The following is a 22,872-nucleotide window of genomic DNA, read 5'->3' on the forward strand; positions in this document are numbered from 1 at the left end:
GGACGTACGAGGAGATCAGGCGCTCTTCGCACCCTCCACGGGCGCTGCCGGGCGCGAGCCGCTCCGGGCGAACGCCAGCCCGCCGAGCACCAGCCCGACCAGGCCGGCGACCAGCCCCGCGATCGCGATGCCCAGTGCCGGCCCGGAGTCCGGCTCCGCGGACGCCACCGGCTCGGCCGCCGGTGCCTCCTCCGCGGCGGCCGCGGCGGTCAGCGTGAGCACCGGCGCGGGACTCTCCGGCTCCTCGCCGCCCGCGACCGGCTCGTCGATCCAGCGGACGACCTCGCCGTCCGAGTACGTCTGCAGCGCCTTGAAGACCAGCTGACCGGTCTCCGGCAGCGGGCCGAGCGAGACCGGGAACTCCTGGAACGTGCCGGGTGTGATCCGCGCGTTCTCGTCCGCGGTCCAGGTGATCTTCTTGACCACCTCGGTGATCTCCGCGCCGTGCGCGGTCACCGGCACCGCGGGCGCGCCCTTCTCGACCGCGACGGTCCAGCCGGGCACCGGCTTGGTCGACACGGAGCCGATCGGCGCGTTCTCCGGCAGGAAGATCTCCACCTTGACGGTGGACTCGGTGTCGCTCTCGTTCGGCACCCGGAAGTCCACCTTGGCGTACCCGCCCTGGGTGGCCTCCCGCGGGTTGACCGTGACGTGCGCGGACGCCGGGCCGGCGAAGGTGAGCACGCCGACGACCGTGGCGCCGAGGCTGAGCAGTGCCGCGCGGGCGGCGGTACGGGGAGACATGGCTGTCCCTTCAGTCAGGAGGCGACGTCAATCGTGACGGTGACGGTGGCCTGATCGATCTCGGTGGTGCGGAGGGTGAACTTGAACTCCCACGCACCGGCCGCCGGCAGCTGGAACTCGCTGATCGCATGGTTGTCGGCGACGCGGAGCATGGGTACGTCGATCGGCTCGATCCCGGCGGCCGGGAGCGCGGCGGTGGTGGTCCACTCCTCCGCCTTGAGCAGGTTCGTGGTGCCGGGTTCGTACGCGTACAGGTGCATCGAGTTGCTGCCGACCTTCGCCGGGTCCAGCTCGACCTGCAGCGTGTAGAGCTGGCTGTCGACCAGCACCGAGAAGTAGCCCTCGTCGGCCAGCACCGCGTTCTCCGACTCCGTGCGCGCGGGTGTCTGCTGGACCAGCACGGAGGTGACGCCGAGCACCACCACGGTGATGGCCAGCTCGGCCCAGACCGCGGTCCGGATCCGCCCCGGGTTCTCCGCGGTGACCCGCTTGCGGACCAGTGACCGGGAGTACGCGGCCACCCCGATCACGGCCGCGAACAGCACGGTCTTGGCGATGATGAACCGGCCGTACGTGGTGCCGGTGAGCGCGGCCGGCGTACCGATCTCGATCAGCGCGTTGACCACGCCCGCCAGTAGCAGCGCGCTGACCGCGAGCGCGGCCCACCGGGACCAGATCGGCAGGATCGCGCCGAGTTCCCGCTCGCTGGCCTGGCGCAGCAGGAAACCGACCAGCATGACCAGGCCGCCGAGCCAGACCGCCATGCTGATCAGGTGGATCGCGTCCACCACGACGGAGACGGCCGCGACCGGGGAGGCGGACGGGTGGCCGGTCAGCGGCCAGGTGAAGATCGCGGCGGTGCCGAGCGCGGCCAGCACGATCAGGTCGACCATGTTCTCGCCGGTGCGCCCGCCGTCGCCCCGGGTGGCCAGGATCGGGCGGAGCATGATCGCGATCGCGATCAGCAGGCCGAGCCGGACCAGCAGCGCGGTGCCGAACGAGCTGGCGACCACGTCACCGAGCCCGCCGGCGTCCAGGATGTTCCCGCCACTGGTGTACGGCGCCTGTAGATAGAGCGCGCCGAGCGTGCTGAACGCGACCAGGCCGAGGCCGGTGCGGACCAGCCGGGCCGGCACCCGGCGGCTGAGCCGGGCCGGCCAGAGGAACAGCAGCACCAGGACCGGGCCGACGATCAGCACGAGTCCGGCGTACCCGATGAACTTGACGACCGGGATGGTGTTCTTGACCACCGGGTCGGTGTCGTCGCCGTCCTCGCCGAGCGCGGGCACCGCGGACGTGGCGCCGACCGAGAACGTGAACGCGCCGCTGACCGGGTGGCTGTCCGCGGAGATCACCCGGTAGCTCACCAGGTACGTGCCACGCTGGTCGGCGGTGACCGGGATGATCAGCGTGGAGCCCTCCGCGCGCGCGTCACCGCCGACCCGGTCGCCGTTCGGCGCGATCACCTGGATCTTGCCGGTGACCGGGCTGACCCCCTCGCTGAACGTGAGCTTCACGTCCCCGGGAGCGGTCTGGACCACGGACTGGGCGGCGGGCGTGGTGCGCTGCAGGACGGCGTGCGCGCTGGCCGGGCTAGCCGGTCCGACGAACACCGTGAGCGCGCCCAGGACGAGCGCGGCGAGCACGGCCCAGCGGCGTCTTCTCTCGGCAGTCATGCCGGACATGCTCTCCCACGGATGTGGCGGTGATCGCCGGTGGTCGGCGTGGCGTGTGCCGCACTTACCGTTTCGACCCCAAATATGGAATCAAAACGGACAAAAAGCGGGGGGCGGGAGGGCATGCCCGGTTGGTCGGGTGGCCGGACCGGAAAGTTCCCGGCGATCACGGGACCTTCGTCCGTACCCGCCGCGTCGCCGTGCCGTCACCGTGGGCACGGAACCGGGCGACGGCCCGGAACGACCAAGGGAGGTGGACTTCTCTGTGCAGGATCGAGCCGGACCGTGGGCCGGACTCGCCGCCCGGCTCGGGCTCGCGGCCGTCTGGCTCTACGCCGGCGGCGCCAAGGTCGGCGATCTCGCCGGGTCGGCGCGCGCCGTCAACGCGTACCAGCTGCTGCCCTTCGACGTCGCCCAGGTGATCGGCGCGATGCTGCCGTTCGTCGAGGTAGCGGTCGGGTTGCTGCTGCTGGCCGGGCTCGCCACCCGGGTCTCGGCCGGGTTCTCCGCGCTGCTGCTGATGGTCTTCATCGCCGGCATCGCCAGCGCATGGGCCCGTGGCCTGCAGATCGATTGCGGTTGCTTCGGCAGCGGCGGGCAGCTCGCCGCCGGGGAGAGCCCCACCTACGGCTGGGAGATCGCACGGGACGTCGGGTTCCTGCTCCTGGCCGGCTACCTGATCGTCCGTCCCGACTCCAGATTCTCCGTCGACCGCTACCTGACGAGGTAATGCACCCATGAGCTCACGCAAAGATCAAAAACAGGCCAATCGCATGGTACGCGAGCAGCTCGCCAAGGAGCGGCGCCGCAGGACCACGCTGTGGACCTCGGTGGCCGCCGCCGCGGTGCTGCTCGTCGCCGCCGTTGCCGGGTACGGCTTCTTCGCCGCCCAGCGCTCCGGGGAGGTGATCACACCGGCCGCCGCGACCGCGGACGGCACCGGCTTCGCGGTCGGCACCGGGTCCGTCACCATCGACGTCTACGAGGACTTCATGTGCCCGGCCTGCGGCCAGTTCGAGAGCGCGGCCGCGTCGACCATCGACCAGCTGGTCAGCGAGGGCAAGGTCACGGTGGTCTACCACCCGATCTCGATCCTGGACCGTTACTCCAACGGCACGAACTACTCCACCCGCGCGTCCAGCGCCTCCGCCTGCGCCGCCGACGGCGGGAAGTTCACCGAATACCACAAGGCGCTCTTCGACAACCGGCCCGAAGAGGGCACGAACGGCCTCGACGACGCCAAGCTCATCTCGCTCGGCACCACGCTGGGTCTGGGGGATGACTTCACGCAGTGCGTCGAGGACGGAAAATACAAGACGTGGAGCGCACAGATCACGGACCGGGCGAGCGAACGCGGGGTCACCGGCACGCCGACCGTCTACGTCGCCGGAACCGTGCTCAAGGACCGTTCCGCGGCCGGCCTGACCAGCGCGGTCGAGGCCGCCGTCAAGTAGGCCGGCTGGCGGCCGCGGCAGGCCGCCTGGTGGCCGCGGTCGTGGCCGGCGCGCTGGTCGCGCCGGTCCCGGCCGGACCCGCGCTCGCGCACGGGGCGGACGCACCGGCCGGCACCAACTACCGCGCCCGGCTCACCGGCGTCTCCTCCGCCGTGCCCGGCCTCCGGCTGCGTGTCATCGAGGCCGGCGCCCGGCTCGAGCTGACCAACACCGGCAGCCGGGAGATCGAGGTGCTCGGCTACGAGCGCGAGCCGTACCTGCGGATCGGGCCGGACGGCGTCTTCGAGAACGTGAACTCCGCGGCCACCTACCTCAACGCCGGCATCTCCACGTCGACGACCGTGCCGGCCGGCACCGGGCCCACCGTGCCGCCGGTGTGGCGGCGGATCGCCGACCGGCCGTCCGTCCGCTGGCACGACCACCGCACGTACTGGATGAGCGAGGACCGGCCACCCGCGGTCGCCGCGGACCCCACCCAGCCCCATCGGGTACGGGACTGGACCGTCGACCTCCGCGACGGTGTCACCCCGATCACCGCCACCGGCACGCTCGACTGGGTGCCGCCGCCGTACGCCGGCGGCTGGTGGGCCACGGTCGTCCTGGTCGCGGCCGCGGTCGCCGCGCTCGGGTTCCTCCGCGGCCGGCTCGCGCTCTGGCCGATGGCCGCGGTGTCCGCGCTCGCCGGCCTGTCCGCGCTCGCCTACACGGCCGGGCGCGAGATCGACGCGGGCAACGACACGCTCGGCACCGCGCTGCCCGCGCTGCTCTCCACGCAACTGTGGCCCGCGCTCACCGGCGCCGGCGCGCTGGCCGCCGCCGCGTTCGCCGCCACCCGCCGGCCGTCCGCGGACTTCGCGCTCGCGCTGGCCGGCGTCTGCACCGGCGTCTTCGTCGGCCTCGCCAACGCGGGCGCCCTGATCAACTCCGTCGTCCCGGCCCCGTGGCCACCCACCGCGGCCCGCATCCTGGACGTGATCGCGCTCGGCGCCGGCTTCGGCCTCACCGCCGCCGCCGTCCTCCGCATGCGCGCCACCGCCCTCGCCGCGTCTTTCCACCTCCCGAACCCGTCACACCCCACCGGCTCGCCGGACTCGACCGGCTTGCCGGACCCCACGGGTTCACCGGGCGCCACCGGATCATCGGCCGCAACCGGATCGTCGGACCCCACGGACTCGTCGGCGGCCGGCGACACTCCGCCCCTCGTCGGCACCCGGCCGCGCGCCGGCCGCCCGCGCCGCGCTCCCCTCACGCTCAAAGCGGCCCTCGAAGATCCTCCCGACAGCGACTGACCAGCGCGGCCACCGGCAGGGAGTCGCGACGTGTGGGGTTCGTGGTGACCGCCCACCCAACCGGAAGGGAGGCCGCCCGCGGCCGACCGGTGCCCGCGGGAGCATGCGGGCAGCACCACGCCGGAAGCGGGAAAATCAGCATTTGATCCTAGATTGCCGGCACCGAGAAGCCGTAGGGCAGTTCGAGGCGGTGGGCGGCCAGGAGCGCGGTGTCGGCGAGGAGTGTGCGGGTCGGGGCGTCCGCGGTGATGCGGCCCGCGTCGAGGATGACGGCACGGTCGCAGAGTTCGAGTGCGTACGGCAGGTCGTGGGTGACCATCAGGACCGTGACCGGCAGGCCGCGCAGGATGTCGGCGAGTTCGCGGCGGGAGGCCGGGTCGAGGTTGGAGCTGGGCTCGTCGAGCACCAGGATCTCCGGGCGCATGGCGAGGACCGTGGCGACCGCGACCCGGCGGCGCTGGCCGAAGCTGAGGTGGCTGGGGATGCGGTCGCGGTGCTCGCGCATGCCGACCGCGTCCAGTGCCTCGTCGACGCGGGCCTGGAGTTCGGCGCCGCGCAGGCCGAGGTTGGCCGGGCCGAACGCGACGTCCTCCGCGACCGTCGGCAGGAACAGCTGGTCGTCCGGGTCCTGGAAGACGATGCCGACGCGGCGGCGGATCTCGGTGAGCGTGGCCCGGTCGCGGGTGACGGTCAGGCCGCCGACCGTGACCGTGCCGGTGCCGCCGCCGAGGATGCCGTTGAGGTGCAGCACCAGCGTGGTCTTCCCGGCGCCGTTCGGGCCGAGCAGCGCGACGCGTTCGCCGCGTGCGACGCGCAGCGTGACGCCGTCCAGCGCACGGTGTCCGTCGGGGTAGGCGAACGTGACGTCACGGACGTCCAGGCTCGGTGCTTCGGTCATATGAGGATGGTCGCGCCGACCGCGATCGTGGCCGTCACCAGGGGTACGGTCGCGGCCGCCGCCCACTCCGCCGCGCTCGCCCCGCCGCCGGCCTGCGGCAGGCTGCCGGTGTACCCGCGGGACAGCATCGCCAGGTAGACGCGCTCGCCGCGCTCGAACGCGCGCAGGAACAGCGCGCCGACGCCGGACGCGAAGCCGCGCAGCTGCCACAGGAACCGTGGGTCGTCGCCGCGGGCCAGCCGGGCGGTACGCATGCGCCGCGCCTCGTCCGCGAGCACGTCCAGGTAGCGGAGCATGAACGTGGCGATCTGGGTCAGCACCGGCGGGCAGTGCAACCGGTCCAGGCCGACGATGATGTCCCGGGTGCTGGTGGTCGCGGCCAGGATCAGCGCGACCAGCACCCCGAGCGTGCCCTTGACCAGCAGGTTGAAGCCGCCGTACAGCCCTTCCACGGACAGCTGCAGGCCGTGCCAGTCGACCTTCTCGCCCGCGACCGCGAACGGCATCAGCAGCGCCAGCAGCACGAACGGCGTCTCCACCAGGCTGCGTTTCGCCAGCCAGCCGGCCGGGACGCGGGCGGTCGCGGCGAGCGCGACGACGATCAGCGTGTGCACCCCGAACGCCCAGACCGCCTCGCGCGGCGTCGCCACCACCGCCACCGTGATCGCGACGGTCGCGGCGATCTTCACCTCGGGTGCGAGGCGGTGGATCGGGCTCATCGCCGGGTACGCCTGAGCAGCCAGAAAACGCCACCGGTGACGGCGAAGACCAGCAGCACGCCCGCGACGCCGGAGAGGCCGGTCGACAGGTACGCGTTGTCGATCCCCGCGACGCCGTAGTCGGCCAGCGGGCTGTCCGCCAGCTCGTGCTCCTTCGCGCCCTGCGCCATGCACGTGCCGCCGGTGATCTCACCGTCCGCGTTCGTCGTGCAGCCCCGCGTCGAGGCGGAGTCGAGACCGTCCGGCGCGGACGACGCGAAGCTGCTCACCACACCGGCCAGCAGCAGCGCGGCCAGCAGACCGGCCAGGACGAACTTCCTCATGCCGGAACTCCGATCCTCGGCTTGACCGAACGCAGCGCGTAGACCAGGTCGGGGCGGACCCGGGCGACCGTCGCGACCGTGGCCGCGCTGATCAGTCCTTCGCCCACGCCGATCAGCACGTGCGTGCCGGCCATCGCCGCCGCCACGCCGGTCAGCCCGACGCCGGTCAGCTCGGTGGAGCCGCCCAGCGCGTACTGCAGCACGAAACTCTGCGACGCCGCCACCACGCTCACCACGGACGCGACGAAAACCGAGATCGACAACCCCGTGGGGGTACGCGGGAGCATGCGCAGCAGCAGCACCGTGACCCCGAACGCGACCGCGGTGGAGACCAGTCCCATGTTCGTGATGTTCGGCCCCAGCGCCGTGATGCCACCGTCCGCGAAGAACAGCGCCTGCGCCGCGATCACGATCGTCACGCACAGCGCGCCGACCCACGGCCCGACCAGGATCGCGGCCAGCGCGCCACCCAGCAGGTGCCCGCTCACCCCCGGCAACACCGGGAAGTTGAGCATCTGCACCGCGAAGATGAACGCGGCGACCAGCCCCGCCATCGGCACCAGCCGGTCCTCGAGATCACGGCGGCCGTTCATCAGACACACCGCGATGGCGACGGCGGCCAGCACGGCATATGCGACGGAGACGGGCCCGTTGAGGACACCGTTCGATATGTGCAGGGCCTCGATGTCCATTGAGCGCCGCTCCCCTCCTCGGGTCGCGCTCAGACTATTCGTCGCTGCGCTCAGTTGCCAAGGAGTTGCAACTGTTGGCTTCGGCACCGCCGGTAGGGTTGCTCCCATGACCGAAGCCATCCGCCTCACCGCCGGTGACCCCGCCCCCACGTTCACCCTGCCGACCGACACCGGCGACCAGCTGTCCCTGGCGGACCTGCGCGGACGCAAGGTCATCCTGTACGTCTACCCCAGCGCCATGACCCCCGGCTGCACCAAGCAGGCCTGCGACTTCCGCGACTCACTGGCCTCACTGACCGCCGCCGGCTACCAGGTGGTCGGCATCTCCCCGGACACCCCCGCCAAACTGGCGAAGTTCCGCGAACACGACGCGCTCACCTTCCCGCTGGTCTCCGACCCGGACAAGTCCGTGCTGACCGCGTACGGCGCGTACGGCGAGAAGAAGCTCTACGGCAAGACCGTCGTCGGCGTCATCCGCTCCACCTTCGTCATCGACGAGGAGGGCACCATCGACCGCGCCCTCTACAACGTCAAGGCCACCGGCCACGTCGCCAAGCTCCGCAAGGACCTCGGTCTGGACTGAGCCGAACTGCCGGAGGGTCCGGCTAGCGTTCCGGCGTGGTCGAATACACGCCGGAGGCGCTGGCCCGCGCCGCGGCAGTCTCCCAGAGCGTCTACGGCGTGCTGCGTGAACTCGGCATCCGGATCAGCGGCGGCTCGCACGCGCACATCAGCCGGCGGCTCAAACAGTTCGGGATAGACACGTCGCATTTCACCGGTCGCGCACACAATCGGGGGAAACGCGATTCCTACCGGCTGACCCCCGACCAGGTCCTGGTGCGACGCCCACCCGACGCGCGCCGCGTCCCCGGCCCCGCCGTCTCGGCCGCGCGCTGCAACAGCGCGGCGTCCCACACGTCTGCGCAGCGTGCGGCGTGGGCGACCGCTGGCAGGGCCGACCGCTCAAGCTGCACGTCGACCACATCGACGGCGACTTCCTGAACAACACGGCAGAGAACCTCCGCTTCCTCTGCCCGAACTGCCACAGCCAGACCGCCACCTACGCCAACCGCAAACGCACCGGTCAACTATGATCCCGGAACAGCGCAGGTCACATCGTCGCTCGTGGGGGCCGTAGCCCAATTGGCAGGAGGCAAACGGTTTAGGTCCGTTCCAGTGCGGGTTCGAGTCCCGCCGGCCCCACTCCTTCGCCGCGCCTACCGGCCGCGGACTTCCCGGGCCCACCAGGGATCTCTCGACAACCGTTAACCGCTCGTCGAGAGCTGGCCCTTCTTCTGCCCTGGCTCAGGTGAACGCTTCGGAACTACTAGTCGCCTTCACCCTCGGAGACTCGGCCCCTCTCGGCAACATCTGGCGCATCACCGCAAAAAAGACAGACTTCTATATTGACCCTCTGGGTGAGGTGGACGCCTTCCACTTGTCTGCTCACGGGCCGAGCGCCAGCAACCCCAGCGGGCATCGGTTCCACGTCAAGGCAGACCGCAAGGCCGTGGCCGCAGTTAGGGGTAGGGGCGACTTCGTCCTTTACAACCTTCCGCGAAACGGCCGCACGTTCGCTGGTCAGCAGCTCGCTCCTGGAGTGTTTCGCGTGGCGCGCATCCGCTGGTCCTGGCATCTGCAACGGCCGCGCTACCGACAAGCCGCCTCGCTACCTGGCCCTTTGCCGGACATCACCAGTTCTCGATCGGGCGCGCGACTCTCCAGAGAACTCGGACTGAACGATGCCGCAGATCTCGACCTCATAGTGTCGTATGGCACGCCTTATTGGCCTGACGAGCACCGGACCTCGCGAGACAACTCCCGGCTCGGGCCGCTGCGGAATGATGCCGGGATGTGGTTGACCGCCACGTCGTACCGGCGGTCACAGATGACTACTCCGGCTCCGGAGGACCTCACGATGCCGCTCCCAAAGCCTGGCGATTCGCCCAATCGAATCATGGGGGCCGCGCCTGGTCGGGACGAGACCGGCGAAATGTACTGGTTCGTGGAGAGCATTACTTCGCGCGAGGTCATCGAAGCGTCCCGACTTGAAGCAGAAGCTTGAAAGACCCGCGGGACGTCAACCCGACCTCACGATGTGGTGGTTGCGCCGGGCAACTCGCCGAGTGGCCGTTGTCGGACGGGCTTGCCCGGCTGTTCGCGATGGGTTCAGGCCCAGGGAACTCCGGGAGATCGGGGCGGTATTGGCGCACCACCTCGCGTTCCGGCTGGCCCGCGAGAAAGTGCCAGTAGTCCTCGACCACCGATCGCACCAGGTCAATCGGATAGCTACCCTCCGCGCCCGGGAGCCAGTTGTTCGACACGGTGAACGCAGTCGGGCTGAACGAGACCTCGTAGTCGGAGCTGCTCCACCGCCGGTCTGTCGCGTGGTAGACCGGTGCGTCGTACTGGTCCATCGAGAAGGTGACAGCAGCCATGACGTGCCTCTCGGATCAGGTGACGGGCACGGGCGAGCCGTGCGTGAAGCCGCCCGAAGCATCGTAAAAACGTTCGATCGTCACGCCCCCGTACGAGCCCGCCACGTGTTGCCGGTCCGGGTGGAGTTCTCGAAGGCACCGGCTATGGCGTTGTCCACCTGAGCCGGTGTCCAGTCGTTCGGGAAGAACGTACTGACCCCCTCGTTACCGGCCTTCGGCTTCCAGCGCCCGGCGGGCGGATCCAATGTCGGATCGAAGAACTCCGGCTCGGCCTCGTAGACACCGTTCGCGCGATCGACCCTGGCGCCCGGGATCAGACGGCGGTCCGCATCAGGCGGCCGCTCGCCTGCCCTCTCCCGGTGGCCACCCACGCAACGTACCGTGATGTTCGTCGACTCGTTGCTCCGCCGGTGGCGGATTGCCTCCGCCACCGGAACGCCGGCGGTCAGGAGCGGCGGATGCGGGTGCGGGACGTGGCCGCGCCCAGTTGTGTGGTGACCGTGTCGCGCAGTTCGTCCCACGAGGTGAAGGCCGCCTCCTCGCGGAACAGCGTGTAACCCGCCCACATCAGGTTCGCGCAGACCTGCGGCGGCACCTTGCCGGTGGCCGCGCCCATGCCCACCAGCGCGACCGACCGGACGCTCCCCCGCTGTGCCGCGTTCTGCATGTGGACGGCCTGGAACGCGGCCGCGCAGGCCAAGGCGACGTTGAGCGTCTCCCGCACGTTCTCCGCGGAGTGCTCCATCGTGGGCGTGGAGATCAGGTACGCCGGGTTCGCGGCGCCGGACGGGACGCAGACCGCGCTGCCGATCGGCAGCGCGCCGTCGAAGGCGTCGCGGATGGCGCGCTGGACGCGCATCTGGATGCCGGGCCCGAGGTGGCGTTTGATGACCGCGTCGACGCCGCCGTTCATCGCACCGTGGCTGTTCGTGGGCGTGACCCAGGCGTCCACGCGCTGGTCGAGCAGCGAACCGCGGACGATGGTGACCTCTGGATTCTCGGCGAACGCGGAGCGCCAGGCGTCGACGACGCGCGCGTTGACATCGGTGAGGACCACGGAGAGCTCGGTTGTCATGGCGGGGACCGTAGCGGCGGGGTACGACAAATGTCAGACCCCGCCGCTACGGTCCCCGCCATGACTGACGCGAACGATCTGGCCGCGCTCTTCGAGGGTGGCGGCGAGGGCTGGCTGCCGGTGCTGCGTCCGCTGCTGGAGCGGCCGGGTGCGGAGACGTTCATCGGGCCGGGTCGCGGGCCGTCCGTGGTGCCGGTGCGGGAGCTGACGTTCCAGGCGCTGAAGCCGAATCCGCCGGCGAAGTGGAAGGTGGTCGTCTTCGGGCAGAACCCCTATCCGCGGCCGGAGAGCGCGACCGGCATCGCGATGTTCGACAACACGTTCCATGACTGGGCGGACAGTCAGTTCGGCCGGGTGGTGAGCATCCGCTGCATCATCAAGGCCGCGGCGATGTGGAAGTACGGCATTCCGAAGAAGACCCCGATCGCGGACGTGCGGGCGCTGCTGAAGAAGCACGGGACGGTGCAGCCGCCGGAGTGGTTCCAGGCGATGCTGACCCAGGGCGTGCTGCTGCTCAACGCGTCGTTGACCGCGAGCAGCGACGGCGCGCTGAGCACGGACGCGCACACCGGTTTCTGGCGCCCGGTGGTCGAGCAGATCATCGAGGAGATCCTGCGGGCGAAGCAGGAGTCACCGGACCCGGCCGACCGGGGCGTGGTGTTCGCCTGGTGGGGTGCGCACGCGAGGACCCTGAAGTCCTTCGTCCGCAGCATCGAGCCGCACTTCCCGGACGTCGAGGTGCGGCACATCGACCACCCGAACCCGGCGGCGCAGGGCGACATCTTCTGCGACAACGAGCACTTCGCGGCGGTCAACGCGGCACTGGAGTCGCTGCGGCTGGACCCGGTCGACTGGCTGCCCAGCACCGGCTGGAACGCGTCGCTGGGCAGCCAGGACGCGGATCGGATGGGCGCGTTCATCACCTCCACCATGGAGCTGCACCAGCTCTATCTGGAGCGGCTGGCGAGCGTCAAGGACGAGGGCCTGGCGCTTCCGGCGATCACCGGGGTCGCGGGTACGCCGATGATGGACTTCCTGTCCGCCACCGCGCCGATCGCGGCGGTGTCGTCCGGCCTGGCGAAGCGGTCGCTGGTGTTCGGCGAGAGCACGACGGACGCGCACGGGCTGTCCCCGGACGAGGTGGCCGCGCTGTATCTCTACACGTGCGAGTCCGCGTTCTACCGCGAGATCAACGCGACGCTGCGGCACCCGGACCGATCGCGGATCACGCCGTACCTCGGCTATCTGCGGTTGTTGTTCTCCGCGATGTCACGCCTGCCGGTCCGCACCGGCCCGCTGTGGCGCGGCGTGGCCCTGGACATGCGCGCGCAGTACCCGGTGGGCCGCACCGTGACGTGGTGGGGCGTGTCGTCGTGCACGTCCGAGCTGGGCGTCGCACGGTCGTTCCTGGGCGGCCGCGGCCGGCGAACCCTGTTCGAGGTCCAGCCACGGCGCGCGGTCGGCATCCGCCGCTTCTCCGCCTTCACCGGCGAGGAGGAGTTCATCCTGGCCCCGGGCACGCAACTGACCGTGACCGCGGTCCGGCAGGAGCGCGGCGGCCTGTGCACGGTCCGGCTGACCGAGCTGGAGGGCGAGCGAATGGTCGCCTGACGGCGCCCTCTCCACACTTCCATATTCCCGCTTCCGGCGTGGTCGCGTTCCGAGTGCTCCCGCGGGCACCGGTCGGCCGCAGGCGGCCTCCCTGCCGGTTGGGCGGGCGGCCGGGAAAACCCCGCGGCTCGGGTCCGGCCCGCGTCGCCGGCCTGCACGGATGGCGAGGAGCTACCATATCGATCGATCCGTCGATCGAAGTGGGGACGATGGCGCGACCGAGGGGCCCGCAGGGTGACGGCGACGGCACGTCACCGCGACGCCGCGGATCCGGGGACCCGTCGGCGAGTGTCGCCGAGGGGCAGGACGTCGCCATGGCGCTCGCCTACGACGGGCGCCCGAGCGACCCGAGCGTGTCGGGAGGCCGGTCATCGCCGGCATACGACAGCGACCCGGCCACGAACGAGCTGATGGCGAAGTACTACGGGTACGGCGACACGCCACCGAGGTTCGACATCGACCAGAACGACGGCGCTCACCCGCGGGCACACACCCGAGACCGGCACGGAGCCGACATTCCGCTTGAGCGGGACCCGGGCACGAAGACCATCGAGGGCCGGATCTACGGTGATACCGGCTGGCATGACGCCTCGAACTGGTCGTACCGCTGGACCGACGACTCCACCATGACGCGAACGATCAACGATTACGTCGCCCGGAACTGGGACGCGATCCGCAGCGACCTCGCGCAAGACGACAGGCACAGCGCCTACTTCAACGCGGGCCACAAGGTGGGTGAAGGTTACTTCAACACCGGGATGTACAGCTCCGCGCCGGACCAGTCGCGATTCTCCACGACCAGCCACGTGCGAATCACGATTCTCCCGGACCGCGGCACCGACCCACCCACTCCGTACATCCTGACCGCGTTCCCGGCTCCCAACCCGCCCGAGAAGTGATTGGCTAGGTTTGACTCATGGATATGTCCGCCCTGCCCGAGCCGATGCGGGCGAGACTCGCGGCGAAGAACGCCATGCCTCCGATGGAGGTCCTGCGTGAGTTCCTGATGGGCGACGTGGCCGACTTCAGCCTCGACGAAGTTCGTGACAATCTCGCCGAGATCGCCCGCGGCAGCACCCGCTCGCACGAACGTGCACTGGCCGCCATCGAGGCGGTGCTCACCGACCCGCCGCCGGCCGGAGAGCTGCTGCACCTGGTTAGTTGGTACGCGAACCGGGCACTTCGCGACAAGACGGATGCGGGCGCCGCGGGATTTCTCCGCGAGGTCGCCGACATCCTGCGCGACGTGATCACCGAAGCGACGCCCGGCCGCTGAAGCGCTGTGCGGCCCGGTTGCCGGGCGTGCCTAGCGTGGCGGGGGTGGATCGGGAGGAAATGCGGGCTCATTTCACGGAGCGGCTGCGGACGTGGCGTGAGGAGATCATGACGAAGCCGGACTGGGAGGCGGTCCGAGACTTCATGGGCGAGTTCGTCCACGACTGGGGCGGCGAGGACGAGTTTCGCGCCGAGCTGCACCGGGCGATGCGCCCCGACCCGTGGCGGATGGGCTACCTGCTGCGCTCCTTCGAGGCGTTCATGGCCGACCCGCCCCGCGACGGCACGCTGGCGTGGCTGGTCGAGGGCTACGGCAACTGGGGCGTCGACTACGGCACCGACGAGAAGTACATCGAGATCCTCGGCTACCTCCTGCGAATCCTGCGCGAGGAGTACGCCGCTGTCGAGGCGGAACGGCAGGCCTGCGGCTGACCTCAACCGGCGGGGGTCGGGACGCGGAAAGCCGCGTAGGCAGCGCGACCTACGCGGCTTTCGGTGGTCAGAAGCGGAACCGGTTCACCGTTCCGGGTATGCGGGCGACGTCCGGTTCGCCGTCTCGAATTCTTCAGGCCAGGATGCGCTCGATCTCCGGGGTCAGCAGCTGGGGCTCCGGGCGGGGCGGGAGGACGAGCTTGTAGCCGACCTGGCGGACGGTGCCGATCATGGACTCGTATTCGGAGCCGAGCTTGGCGCGGAGGCGGCGGACGTGGACGTCGACGGTGCGGTGGCCGCCGAAGTAGTCGTAGCCCCAGACCTCGCGGAGCAGCTGGTCGCGGGTGAAGACCCGGCCGGGGTGCTGGGCGAGGAACTTGAGCAGCTCGAACTCCTTGTAGGTGAGGTCGAGCGGCACGCCCTTGAGCTTGGCGGCGTAGGTGGCCGGGTCGATGAGCAGCTCGCCGGCGGTGACCATGCCGTTGGTGCCGGCGGCCTGTGCGGTACGGCGGGCGGTGACCAGGCGGAGGCGGGCTTCGATCTCGGCGGGGCCGGCGGTGACCAGCACCACGTCGTCGACCGCCCACTCGGCCGAGACCGCGGCCAGGCCGGCCTCGTCGACGACGGCGACCAGCGGGCTGGACAGGCCGGTGGCGCGCAGCAGGCGGCAGGTGTCGCGGGCCTCGACGAGGCCGGAGCGGCTGCCGAAGCCGTGTGCGCCGTCGACCAGGACGACGTCCGGGTTCGGACCGGTGATCAGCGCGGACACGTCGCGGGGCGCGATCCGCAGCGTGTGCGGGAGCAGGTCGAGCCCGGGGAGGACGCGCCGGGCGCGCTCGCCGGCGATGGCGGTCATCAGAAGGATCTCCACGGTGCCCCTAACCCCCGATGGTGTGCGGTCGGAAAGGCCAGATTCCAGCAGGTTTGTTTCCGGCTGGATACCGGGTGGGGAACACCACGTTTACCGGCCGAGATCACATCTGACGTGCGGTTAAGTCGTAACCGAACCGATCAAGATCAAAATATTCGGTATGGCCACGACCTGGGGTACGGTCCGGTAGTGAGAGTCGAATGCCACTGGTGGAACGGGAACCGCACCCCGAAGGGTCGTCGCGACGTCTACATCCGGACGGATGGTTCCCGTTGGGAGGTCGAGGCGCAGATCGGCGGCGCTTCCGGCAAATCCAAGGTGCAGGAGTGCCCCAGCCAGGCCTCGGCCGTGATCCTCGCCAACGCCTGGCGGGGCTCCAACCCGAGCTGGTTGGAGGTGCCTCAGCCGCGCACCCCCGCGCACAGCTGAGACACCGGCGCCGTGGCAGCGGCGCCCGGAAGATCCCACACAACCCCTCAGGAAGTCAGGGCGCCATCGACCGCGTCGCAGCGGCGCGGTCGATGGCCTCCGACACCCGGTCCGCGAGCAGCCCGACCGCGCCGACCGCGCGGCCCATCGGGTCGTCCCCGGCCCCGCCCAGCGCGGCCTGCCGGAGGAATGCGGCCTTGACCTCTTCCCAGCGCGCGGCCTGTGCGGGCGTGAGCCGCCCACGCAGGAGAGCCAGCTTCAGCAGGTTCGCCTCCGCGCCGCCGGTGAGCGTCTGCGCCTCGCCGAGGTAGTGGTCGTCGAGCACCAGTTCCAGCTCCGCGTCGTTCATCACCGGCACGATGCGTTCCGCGAGCTTGTTCATGTTCCGGTACGAGCCCTGCAGCTTGAACGGCGGCTCGGTGCGCGACTCCTCCGCCTGCGCCGCGGACGCGATGTAGGCGCGGTTGACGGTGAGCACGACCTCCTGCACCCGCAGCAGCTTGCGCAGCACCGCGAGGATGCCCTCCAGCTCGACCGCGGAGTACGGGTGGGCGAGCTTGTCCGCCTGCGCGGTCTCGTCGCCGCGGGCCAGCCGGACCAGCAGCTCGATGTCGCCGCGTTCCCGGGTGGAGAGCGGCGCCAGCACCGCGTTCGAGGTGAGCGCGTTCTCGATGTAGGACAGCGCGAACAGGTCGTCCCGCCCGGAGAGCACGTCGCCGAGGTTCCACACGTCCGCGCGGTTGGCCAGCATGTCCGGGATCCGGAAGCGCTGGCCGGTCTCGGTGTACGGGTTGCCGGCCATGCACACCGCGAACCGCTTGCCACGCAGGTCGTACGTGCGGGTCTGCCCTTCCCAGACGCCCTCCATCCGCCGCTGCGCGTCGCAGAGCGAGATGAACTTCTGCAGCAGCTCCGGGTTGGTGTGCTGGATGTCGTCCAGGTAGAGCAGCACGTTGTTGCCCATCTCCAGGGCGAACGAGATCTTCTCCACCTCCTGCCGCGCGGTCGCGTTCGGCGCCTCGGCCGGGTCGAGCGAGGTCACGCCGTGCCCGAGCGCGGGCCCGTTGACCTTGACGAACACAAGGCCGAGGCGGCTGGCCACGTACTCCATCAGCGTGGTCTTGCCGTAGCCGGGCGGCGAGATGAGCAGCAGCAGGCCCATCTGGTCGGTGCGTTTCGCGTCACCGGCCGCGCCGAGCTGCCGGGCCAGGTTGTCGCCGATCAGCGGCAGGTAGACCTCGTCGAGCAGCCGGTTGCGGACGAACGCGCTCATCACCCGCGGCGTGAACTCGTCCAGCCGCAGCCGGGCGCGTTCCGCGGCGGCGAGCGCGGTGCGCTGCCGCTGGTACTCGCGGTAGGCGGGCATGCGCTGCTCGCGGAACCGGCGGGTGCGCGGCAGGAACTCGTCCAGCCGTACCGTCAAGGACCGGCCGGCGATCCGCGGGTGCGCGCCGAGCAGGCCGGTGACCTCCAGCGACAGCGCGGCGGACGAGTCGTGCCGGGGCAGGTCCGCGGTCAGCAGCAGCGCGACCGCCTCCGGGAGTTCCGGCGGAAGATCAGCACCGGAGGAGGCCAGGTACGCGCCGAGCCACGCGGACGCCAGCTGATGCCGGGCCGCGAGATCATCGAGGGCGCGCAGGTCCTCGTCGAAGTCGCGTCCCGAGGGCGCCGCGGCGCCGCCGAGCGCACGGCGGAAACGATCCAGCAGCGTACGGGCGTCGGCGCTGGTCACGAACCCGAACGGCTCGCCGCCCAGCTCCTCGACCAGGTACTCCCCCAGCTGCTCCGGCTCGTCCACCGGCAGCCCGGCCGCGCCGAGGAAGACGGTCGCGGCGGCACCCAGCTCGGACGCCAGCGCCACCAGAGCGGGCCCGGCCGTGCCGAACACCGCACGCGCCCGGATCAGGGACGACGCCCGGCGGGTCCACACCGCGCGGTCGTCCTCGGCCACGCCGTATGCCCAGAACAGCTGCGCGGCCGCGCGCACCGCCGCCGGGTAGCGCAGCAGCCCGGCACCGGCGTGCAGGCGCACCAGCGCGTCCAGGATCAGCGCCGCGTCGACGTCGTGAACGCCGCGTTCGTACCCCTCGTCGTACCGTGTCTCGGCTTCTCTGCGGGTCAGGTCGCGCAGGTCGGCGGCCTGAAGGCCGGGGGTGAGCAGCGTGGCCGCGAGGTGCTCCGCGCGGTAGACCTCCGGGGACTCGGAGACCAGCAGCTGCTCCCAGAACGGCTTGGTGGCCGCGAACGCGGGGTCGCGGACCGGCGAGCGGAAGTCGGTCGCGGTGACCGCGAACGTCATCTCGCCGTCGTGCGGGACCATGGTCAGGTCCACGGCCTGCGTGTTGACCGCGAACCGGTGCTTGCCGAGCCGGATCGTGCCGCCGCCGTCCGCGAACAGGTCGAGGCGGTCGCGCAGGGACCGGCCGGCCTCCTGGCGTGCGGCCTTGACCCGGCCGGTCAGCTCCTCCGCGCGGACGCTGTCGCCGAGTTCGCGCAGCTCGTCCGCGACGGAGTGGAGTTTCGCGACCATCGGGTCGGTGGCGAAGTAGGTGTTGACGTCGTCCAGCGTGGCGAGCGTGGCGACCCGGCGGCCGACGCTGCCGAGGATCCGCTCGGCGGAGTCGACGAGCCGGTCCGCACGCCGGGACCGGTCGTCCAGCAGCGCCTGCTTGCGCGACGAGAACGCCTCGTAGACGTCGGTGCGTTTGGTGGACAGCTGCGCCAGGAAGTCGTCGAACTCGGCGAACCGGGACTCCAGGTTCTCCAGCTGCAGCATCAGCCGGCCGAGCTGCTCGTCGCAGCGCGCGGGCGTGTCCGCGACCGCGAGCGCGCCGGTGATCGCCTGGCCGAGCAGCGCGAACTCGGCCGCGAACTCGGCCCGGCCCTCGCGGTCGAGCAGCTGCCGGCGGCGGCCGTCGAGCACGGCGCGGGCCCGGTTGAGCCCGCCGAGCACCTCGCCGACGCGTTCCAGGATGCCGACCCGGATCGTGGCGTCCGCGATGTCCAGCGAGCCGACCACCTCGGTGACCGTCTGCAGCCCGGCGGCCTGCTCGTCGAGCCGGGCGACGACCCCGGCCGCGGACGCCACCGTCTCGATCTTTCCGGCGTCAATTTCAAGATCAGAGACGACCGCGTGGTACGGGACGAACGCGTCCGCGTCGCTGAGGAACGTGACCGCGCGCTGGGCGAACGCGGACGTCTCGGCCTCCAGATCGGCGAGGAGTGCATCGAGCGCGGAGAGGTCCACGTAGCGCAGCTCGCGCAGCGAGACGAGCCGGCCCTGTGCGGCCCGCAGCGCGGCCAGCCGGGTGATCCACTCCGGCGTCGAGGTCGGGGTCTCGCCCCGGGACCGCCGGATCATGGCGGTGATCTCGGACGACGCGGTGGCGAGCGCGGTCGCGGCCTGCGCGGTGAGCGCCTGCACCTTCTCGAACTCGTCCAGCACCTGCGACGCGGTCGCGCGCACCTCGGCCAGCGGCGTGGCCAGGTCGCCCAGCTCCTGCTCGCCGAGCCAGTGGTAGTGGTCGAACGCGCGCGTGCAGGCCGCGATCAGACCCTCGTAGACGGCCTGCGACGGGGACATCTCGCCGACCATCCGGGCCACCGAGACCGCCTCGGAGATGCCGCGGACCAGTTCCGCGTTGCCGATCCGGGCGAGCGTGCCCTCGCCGGCCGGCTGCGCGGCCGCGTACGTGTCGGACAGGAACGGCGTCTGCCACACCTGCACCGGGTGCACCCGGGTCGGCTCGTCCGTCGCGGACCGGAACACCACCAGCGTGCCGTCGTCGAACAGCGAGTACCCGTGGCAGGTGAACGGGTTCGCCACCTCCTTGCGGATCAGGTTGTACGGCAGCAGCAGGTAACGGCCGTCGGCACGGGCGTGGAAGACGTACAGCACGTCCTCGCCGTTCGGTGACCGGATGACCTTCTCGAACTCCAGGTCCGCCGCGTCCGTGTCGAACGTCTTGGTGACGCCGGTGTCCAGGTAGTAGCCGCCCGGGAAGATGATCCCCTGGTCCTCCGGCAGCCGCTGGCAGGCCTGCCCGATGCCGTCCAGCCGCACCACGGTCCGGGTCCGGGTGTTGAACACCAGGTACCGGTGGGCGGTCTCCTTGTACGGCAGGATCTTCAGCAGGATCAGCGTGCCGACCCGGGCGTACGAGATCTCCGCGTCCGCGAGGCTCTGCAGCGGCTCGTCGACCGGCTCGCCGTAGATGCCCTCGCCGTCCTCGGTGTTGTTCTCCACCTTGATGGTGAGCGTGCCGCCGACCGTCTCGACGAAGACCTCGTCCTCGATCGAGACGTGCGGGTGCCGTCCGAGGACGTGCTGGTCGCGGGTGGTCTCGGTCCACTCGAAGTCGTGCGCGGCCGGGAAGACGTGCTCCCGGTCGCCCCGGCCGTCCAGGTAGGAGACCGTGCCGTCCGGCGCGATCTGCCAGCGCAGCACGCGCAGGTCGTCGGCGCGGGCGCCGGTCTGGAAGACGGCCAGCAGCCGCCCCTCCAGCCGGCGCAGCTGCAGCAGGCGTGCCTGCCGGTAATACTTGTACAGCTCCGCGAACTCGCGCTGGAACCGCTCGTCGTCGAGCAGGCCGGGCAGCGGCGCCGACTCGGAGAACTCGAACGCGTCGCCGGTGCGGGCGAAGCCGTGCAGCGCGAACACGTCACCGACCGACGTCTCCGACTTGAGCCCGATGAAGACGTTGTAGCCGAACAGCATCCGCCCGCCCACGGACACGATGTCCCGCGGCACGCAGTTGTTCTCGGTCCGGATCCGCTCGGTGCCGAGCAACCGCAGCTCGGCACCGCCGAACGTCTCCGCGCGCTGTGCGTTGAGACGTTCGGCACGGCGGGCCAGCTCCGCGGCCTGCTCGGCGAGCCGGCCGCGGAGTACCTCGTAGGTGCCGGCGTCCAGGTTTTCGGTCACTTGGCGGCCGGGGTCAGCTCGGCGACGGACTTGTCCGCCACGCCGAGGCGGCGCGCGCTCTCCAGCAACTCACGCAGTTTCGCCTCGTCGGCGCTGCTGGCGGACTTCATCTGCTGGATCAGGAACGCGGACAGCGTCAGGTTCGACACGTCGGCCGTGGAGATCGAGCCGAGCAGCCGGCCGAGGTCCGCCGGGAGGTTGCCGTTGCCGTTCACATAGGGCGCGACGAGCGTCTGGGCGACGTCGGAGTTCGCCACGAACCCGTCCACGCTCTTGCCGAGCGTGATCGAGCCGAGCAGCTTGTCGAAGAAGACACTGTCCCCGCCGACGATGTCGATGTTGGCCTTCTCCAGGCCGGCCGCGACCACCATCGCCTGCGACTCCGCGACCTGCCGGTGCACGTCGATGCCGGCCAGCCGGATCTCCTTCTCCGCCTCCAGGCGCAGCCGGTACTCCTCGTGCTCACGGGACGCGTCGGAGAGCGCGGCCATCGCGGCCGCCTTCTCGGTCAGGCCCTCGGCCTCGCCCTTCAGCTTCTCGCGCAGCGCGTCCGCGCCCGCGAGGGCCTTCTCCCGCTCGACGATCGCCTCGGCGCGGCCGACCTTCTCGATCGCCTCCGCGCTGCGCTCCTTGACCTGGGCCTCGGCGAGACCCGCGGCGGCCGCGGTGGCCTGCTTGGCCTCGGCCAGCCGGATCTCCGCGCGGGTGTCCAGCTCGGCGGCCTGCTGCCGGGCCTCGGCCAGCGTCAGCTCCTCGCGGGCCTTGAACTTGGCGGCCTGCTCCGCGGCCTCGGCGGCCTTGATGTTCTTGACCAGCGTCTCCTGCGCCTCGGCCTCGGCGTTGATGATCACGGCCTGGCGGGTGCGCTCGGCCTCCTCGACCACGCGCAGCCGCTTGATGTTCTCCTCCTGCTCGGCCACGGTCTTCTCGACCGCGATCCGCTCCCGGACGACCTCGGCGATGGCGCGCTTCTCGGCCTCCACCTCCTTGTCCTTGGAGATGGTGGAGAGTTCGGTCTCCCGCTGGCGGGCGATGACCTCCAGCATGCGGTCCTTCTCGATCCGTTCGGTCTCGATCGCGATGACCCGCTCGCGGTTCTTCGCCGCGACCGCGATCTCCCGGGCCTGGTTCTCCGCCTGGATGCCCAGCTGCTCATCGGTGCGCAGGTCGGCCGTGCGGGAGCGCAGGCGCTCCTCCGCGTACACCTTGGAGGTCTCCGCCTCCTCGCGGGCGCGCATGGTCTCGATCTCGCGCTTCTGCCGGATCTCCGCCTCGGCCTGACGGCGCTGCAGCTCGAGGATCGCCTCCCGGGCGTCCACGTTCTGCCGGGTGATCTCCTTCTCCTCGGAACGCTGGAACTCGTTGGTGCGCACGTTCTCGGCCGCGGTGAGCTCGGTGATCTTGCGGATGCCCTGCGCGTCCAGGATGTTCTTCGGGTCCAGCCGGCCGATCGGCGTCTGCTCCAGGAAGTCGATCGCGGCGTCCTCCAGGCTGTAGCCGTTGAGGTCGGTGCCGATCACCGCGATGATCTGGTCGCGGAACTCGTCGCGCTTGGTGTAGAGGTCGACGAAGTCGAGCTGCTTACCGACCGTCTTCAGCGCCTCGGAGAACTTCGCGTTGAACAGCTCCTGCAGCGTGTCCTGGTCGCTGGCGCGCGCGGTGCCGATCGCCTGCGCGACCTTGATGACGTCCTCGATGGTCTTGTTCACCCGCACGAAGAACGTGATCCGGATGTCCGCGCGGATGTTGTCCCGGCAGATCAAACCCTCGTTGCCGGTACGTTCGATCTCGATCGTCTTCACCGAGATGTCCATGACCTCGGCCTTGTGCAGCACCGGCATCACGACGGCACCGGTGAACGTGACGTCCACCTTCTTGACCTTCGAGATGATCAGCGCCTTGCCCTGCTCGACCTTCCGGAATAGCCGGCTGACCAGGAACGCCAGGCCGAGCAGGACGAGCAGGACGACGGCGAGCAGCACGCCGAGACCCGTGGTGAGCACATCCATCGAGAATCCCTTT

24 protein-coding genes and 1 tRNA gene are annotated in these 22,872 nt (G+C 70.5%); 13 read left to right on the plus strand and 12 right to left on the minus strand.

Annotation, left to right across the window (positions count from 1 at the left end):
* Positions 1 to 15 precede the first annotated feature (15 nt).
* Complete coding sequence (locus J2S42_RS15965) at positions 16 to 744, minus strand: YcnI family copper-binding membrane protein (protein ID WP_307239953.1); 729 nt, start codon at positions 742 to 744, stop codon at positions 16 to 18.
* A 14-nt stretch (positions 745 to 758) separates the two neighbouring features.
* Positions 759 to 2,429 carry a copper resistance CopC/CopD family protein gene (locus tag J2S42_RS15970; RefSeq protein ID WP_307239955.1) on the minus strand — a complete coding sequence of 557 codons (1,671 nt, stop codon included), beginning with the start codon at positions 2,427 to 2,429 and terminating at the stop codon, positions 759 to 761.
* A 256-nt stretch (positions 2,430 to 2,685) separates the two neighbouring features.
* Between J2S42_RS15970 and J2S42_RS15975 the strand changes: the two genes are divergently transcribed.
* Genes J2S42_RS15975 through J2S42_RS15985 form a run of 3 tightly spaced genes read left to right on the plus strand, consistent with a single transcriptional unit; the run spans position 2,686 to position 5,163 of the window.
* Positions 2,686 to 3,150, plus strand: a complete 465-nt coding sequence (locus J2S42_RS15975) for a MauE/DoxX family redox-associated membrane protein (RefSeq protein WP_307239957.1) — start codon at positions 2,686 to 2,688, stop codon at positions 3,148 to 3,150.
* A gap of 7 nt (positions 3,151 to 3,157) precedes the next feature.
* The gene (locus J2S42_RS15980) at positions 3,158 to 3,874 is read left to right on the plus strand and encodes a DsbA family protein (RefSeq protein ID WP_307239959.1); all 717 of its coding nucleotides are present in this window, start codon (positions 3,158 to 3,160) and stop codon (positions 3,872 to 3,874) included.
* Between the two features lie 29 nt (positions 3,875 to 3,903).
* Positions 3,904 to 5,163 (plus strand): hypothetical protein, encoded by a 1,260-nt coding sequence (locus J2S42_RS15985; protein ID WP_307239961.1) that lies wholly within the window; start codon positions 3,904 to 3,906, stop codon positions 5,161 to 5,163.
* A 148-nt stretch (positions 5,164 to 5,311) separates the two neighbouring features.
* Here the strand turns inward: J2S42_RS15985 and J2S42_RS15990 are convergent, their stop codons facing one another.
* From J2S42_RS15990 to J2S42_RS16005, 4 genes are read right to left on the minus strand one after another with little or no spacing between them, the layout of a single operon-like run.
* Positions 5,312 to 6,061 (minus strand): energy-coupling factor ABC transporter ATP-binding protein, encoded by a 750-nt coding sequence (locus J2S42_RS15990; protein ID WP_307239962.1) that lies wholly within the window; start codon positions 6,059 to 6,061, stop codon positions 5,312 to 5,314.
* The gene (gene cbiQ, locus J2S42_RS15995) at positions 6,058 to 6,780 is read right to left on the minus strand and encodes a cobalt ECF transporter T component CbiQ (RefSeq protein WP_307239964.1); all 723 of its coding nucleotides are present in this window, start codon (positions 6,778 to 6,780) and stop codon (positions 6,058 to 6,060) included. The genes J2S42_RS15990 and cbiQ overlap by 4 nt, the downstream gene beginning before the upstream one ends.
* On the minus strand, positions 6,777 to 7,103 hold the full coding sequence (locus J2S42_RS16000) for a PDGLE domain-containing protein (RefSeq protein WP_307239966.1): 327 nt from the start codon (positions 7,101 to 7,103) through the stop codon (positions 6,777 to 6,779). Before J2S42_RS16000 ends, cbiQ begins: the two co-directional genes overlap by 4 nt.
* Positions 7,100 to 7,795, minus strand: coding sequence for an energy-coupling factor ABC transporter permease (locus J2S42_RS16005; RefSeq protein WP_307239968.1), 696 nt, complete (start codon positions 7,793 to 7,795; stop codon positions 7,100 to 7,102). The genes J2S42_RS16000 and J2S42_RS16005 overlap by 4 nt, the downstream gene beginning before the upstream one ends.
* Before the next feature lie 106 nt (positions 7,796 to 7,901).
* Between J2S42_RS16005 and bcp the strand changes: the two genes are divergently transcribed.
* The 5 genes from bcp to J2S42_RS16025 all read left to right on the plus strand — a co-directional run bounded on the left by bcp (position 7,902) and on the right by J2S42_RS16025 (position 9,860).
* A complete protein-coding gene (gene bcp / locus J2S42_RS16010; RefSeq protein ID WP_307239970.1) occupies positions 7,902 to 8,378 on the plus strand; it encodes a thioredoxin-dependent thiol peroxidase in 477 nt (158 codons plus the stop codon).
* Positions 8,379 to 8,413: 35 nt separating this feature from the next.
* Complete coding sequence (locus J2S42_RS16015; protein WP_307239971.1) at positions 8,414 to 8,797, plus strand: hypothetical protein; 384 nt, start codon at positions 8,414 to 8,416, stop codon at positions 8,795 to 8,797.
* Positions 8,731 to 8,889 (plus strand): HNH endonuclease signature motif containing protein, encoded by a 159-nt coding sequence (locus J2S42_RS41950; RefSeq protein WP_370879193.1) that lies wholly within the window; start codon positions 8,731 to 8,733, stop codon positions 8,887 to 8,889. The genes J2S42_RS16015 and J2S42_RS41950 overlap by 67 nt, the downstream gene beginning before the upstream one ends.
* A gap of 34 nt (positions 8,890 to 8,923) precedes the next feature.
* Positions 8,924 to 8,998, plus strand: a tRNA-Leu gene (locus J2S42_RS16020).
* Positions 8,999 to 9,104: 106 nt separating this feature from the next.
* Positions 9,105 to 9,860 (plus strand): hypothetical protein, encoded by a 756-nt coding sequence (locus J2S42_RS16025; protein ID WP_307239973.1) that lies wholly within the window; start codon positions 9,105 to 9,107, stop codon positions 9,858 to 9,860.
* Here the strand turns inward: J2S42_RS16025 and J2S42_RS16030 are convergent.
* The 3 genes from J2S42_RS16030 to J2S42_RS16040 form a co-directional block, all read right to left on the minus strand.
* Positions 9,826 to 10,233, minus strand: a complete 408-nt coding sequence (locus tag J2S42_RS16030; RefSeq protein ID WP_307239975.1) for a hypothetical protein — start codon at positions 10,231 to 10,233, stop codon at positions 9,826 to 9,828. The genes J2S42_RS16025 and J2S42_RS16030 overlap by 35 nt on opposite strands.
* 80 nt (positions 10,234 to 10,313) lie before the next feature.
* The gene (locus J2S42_RS16035) at positions 10,314 to 10,604 is read right to left on the minus strand and encodes an EndoU domain-containing protein (RefSeq protein WP_307239977.1); all 291 of its coding nucleotides are present in this window, start codon (positions 10,602 to 10,604) and stop codon (positions 10,314 to 10,316) included.
* Positions 10,605 to 10,678: 74 nt separating this feature from the next.
* Positions 10,679 to 11,308 (minus strand): macro domain-containing protein, encoded by a 630-nt coding sequence (locus J2S42_RS16040; RefSeq protein WP_307239978.1) that lies wholly within the window; start codon positions 11,306 to 11,308, stop codon positions 10,679 to 10,681.
* Between the two features lie 60 nt (positions 11,309 to 11,368).
* Here J2S42_RS16040 and J2S42_RS16045 point away from each other — a divergent pair, with 60 nt between their 5' ends.
* The 4 genes from J2S42_RS16045 (at position 11,369) to J2S42_RS16060 (ending at position 14,626) form a co-directional block, all read left to right on the plus strand.
* On the plus strand, positions 11,369 to 12,919 hold the full coding sequence (locus tag J2S42_RS16045) for an ADP-ribosyltransferase domain-containing protein (RefSeq protein WP_307239980.1): 1,551 nt from the start codon (positions 11,369 to 11,371) through the stop codon (positions 12,917 to 12,919).
* A 209-nt stretch (positions 12,920 to 13,128) separates the two neighbouring features.
* The gene (locus J2S42_RS16050; RefSeq protein WP_307239982.1) at positions 13,129 to 13,818 is read left to right on the plus strand and encodes a hypothetical protein; all 690 of its coding nucleotides are present in this window, start codon (positions 13,129 to 13,131) and stop codon (positions 13,816 to 13,818) included.
* Between the two features lie 23 nt (positions 13,819 to 13,841).
* A complete protein-coding gene (locus J2S42_RS16055; protein ID WP_307239984.1) occupies positions 13,842 to 14,195 on the plus strand; it encodes a hypothetical protein in 354 nt (117 codons plus the stop codon).
* Positions 14,196 to 14,239: 44 nt separating this feature from the next.
* Positions 14,240 to 14,626, plus strand: coding sequence for a hypothetical protein (locus J2S42_RS16060; protein ID WP_307239987.1), 387 nt, complete (start codon positions 14,240 to 14,242; stop codon positions 14,624 to 14,626).
* Between the two features lie 133 nt (positions 14,627 to 14,759).
* Here the strand turns inward: J2S42_RS16060 and J2S42_RS16065 are convergent, their stop codons facing one another.
* Entirely contained in the window at positions 14,760 to 15,482 is a 723-nt protein-coding gene (locus tag J2S42_RS16065) for a winged helix-turn-helix transcriptional regulator (protein WP_307239988.1), read from the minus strand.
* A gap of 204 nt (positions 15,483 to 15,686) precedes the next feature.
* Between J2S42_RS16065 and J2S42_RS16070 the strand changes: the two genes are divergently transcribed.
* Positions 15,687 to 15,926 (plus strand): hypothetical protein, encoded by a 240-nt coding sequence (locus J2S42_RS16070; protein ID WP_085067341.1) that lies wholly within the window; start codon positions 15,687 to 15,689, stop codon positions 15,924 to 15,926.
* A gap of 55 nt (positions 15,927 to 15,981) precedes the next feature.
* On the opposite strand, the gene J2S42_RS16075 is transcribed toward J2S42_RS16070, so the two are convergent.
* Positions 15,982 to 20,850 carry a DNA repair ATPase gene (locus J2S42_RS16075; protein WP_307239993.1) on the minus strand — a complete coding sequence of 1,623 codons (4,869 nt, stop codon included), beginning with the start codon at positions 20,848 to 20,850 and terminating at the stop codon, positions 15,982 to 15,984.
* Positions 20,847 to 22,859, minus strand: coding sequence for an SPFH domain-containing protein (locus J2S42_RS16080; protein WP_307239996.1), 2,013 nt, complete (start codon positions 22,857 to 22,859; stop codon positions 20,847 to 20,849). Before J2S42_RS16080 ends, J2S42_RS16075 begins: the two co-directional genes overlap by 4 nt.
* Positions 22,860 to 22,872: the final 13 nt, after the last annotated feature.

The organism is Catenuloplanes indicus, from assembly GCF_030813715.1.
GTDB lineage: Bacteria > Actinomycetota > Actinomycetes > Mycobacteriales > Micromonosporaceae > Catenuloplanes > Catenuloplanes indicus.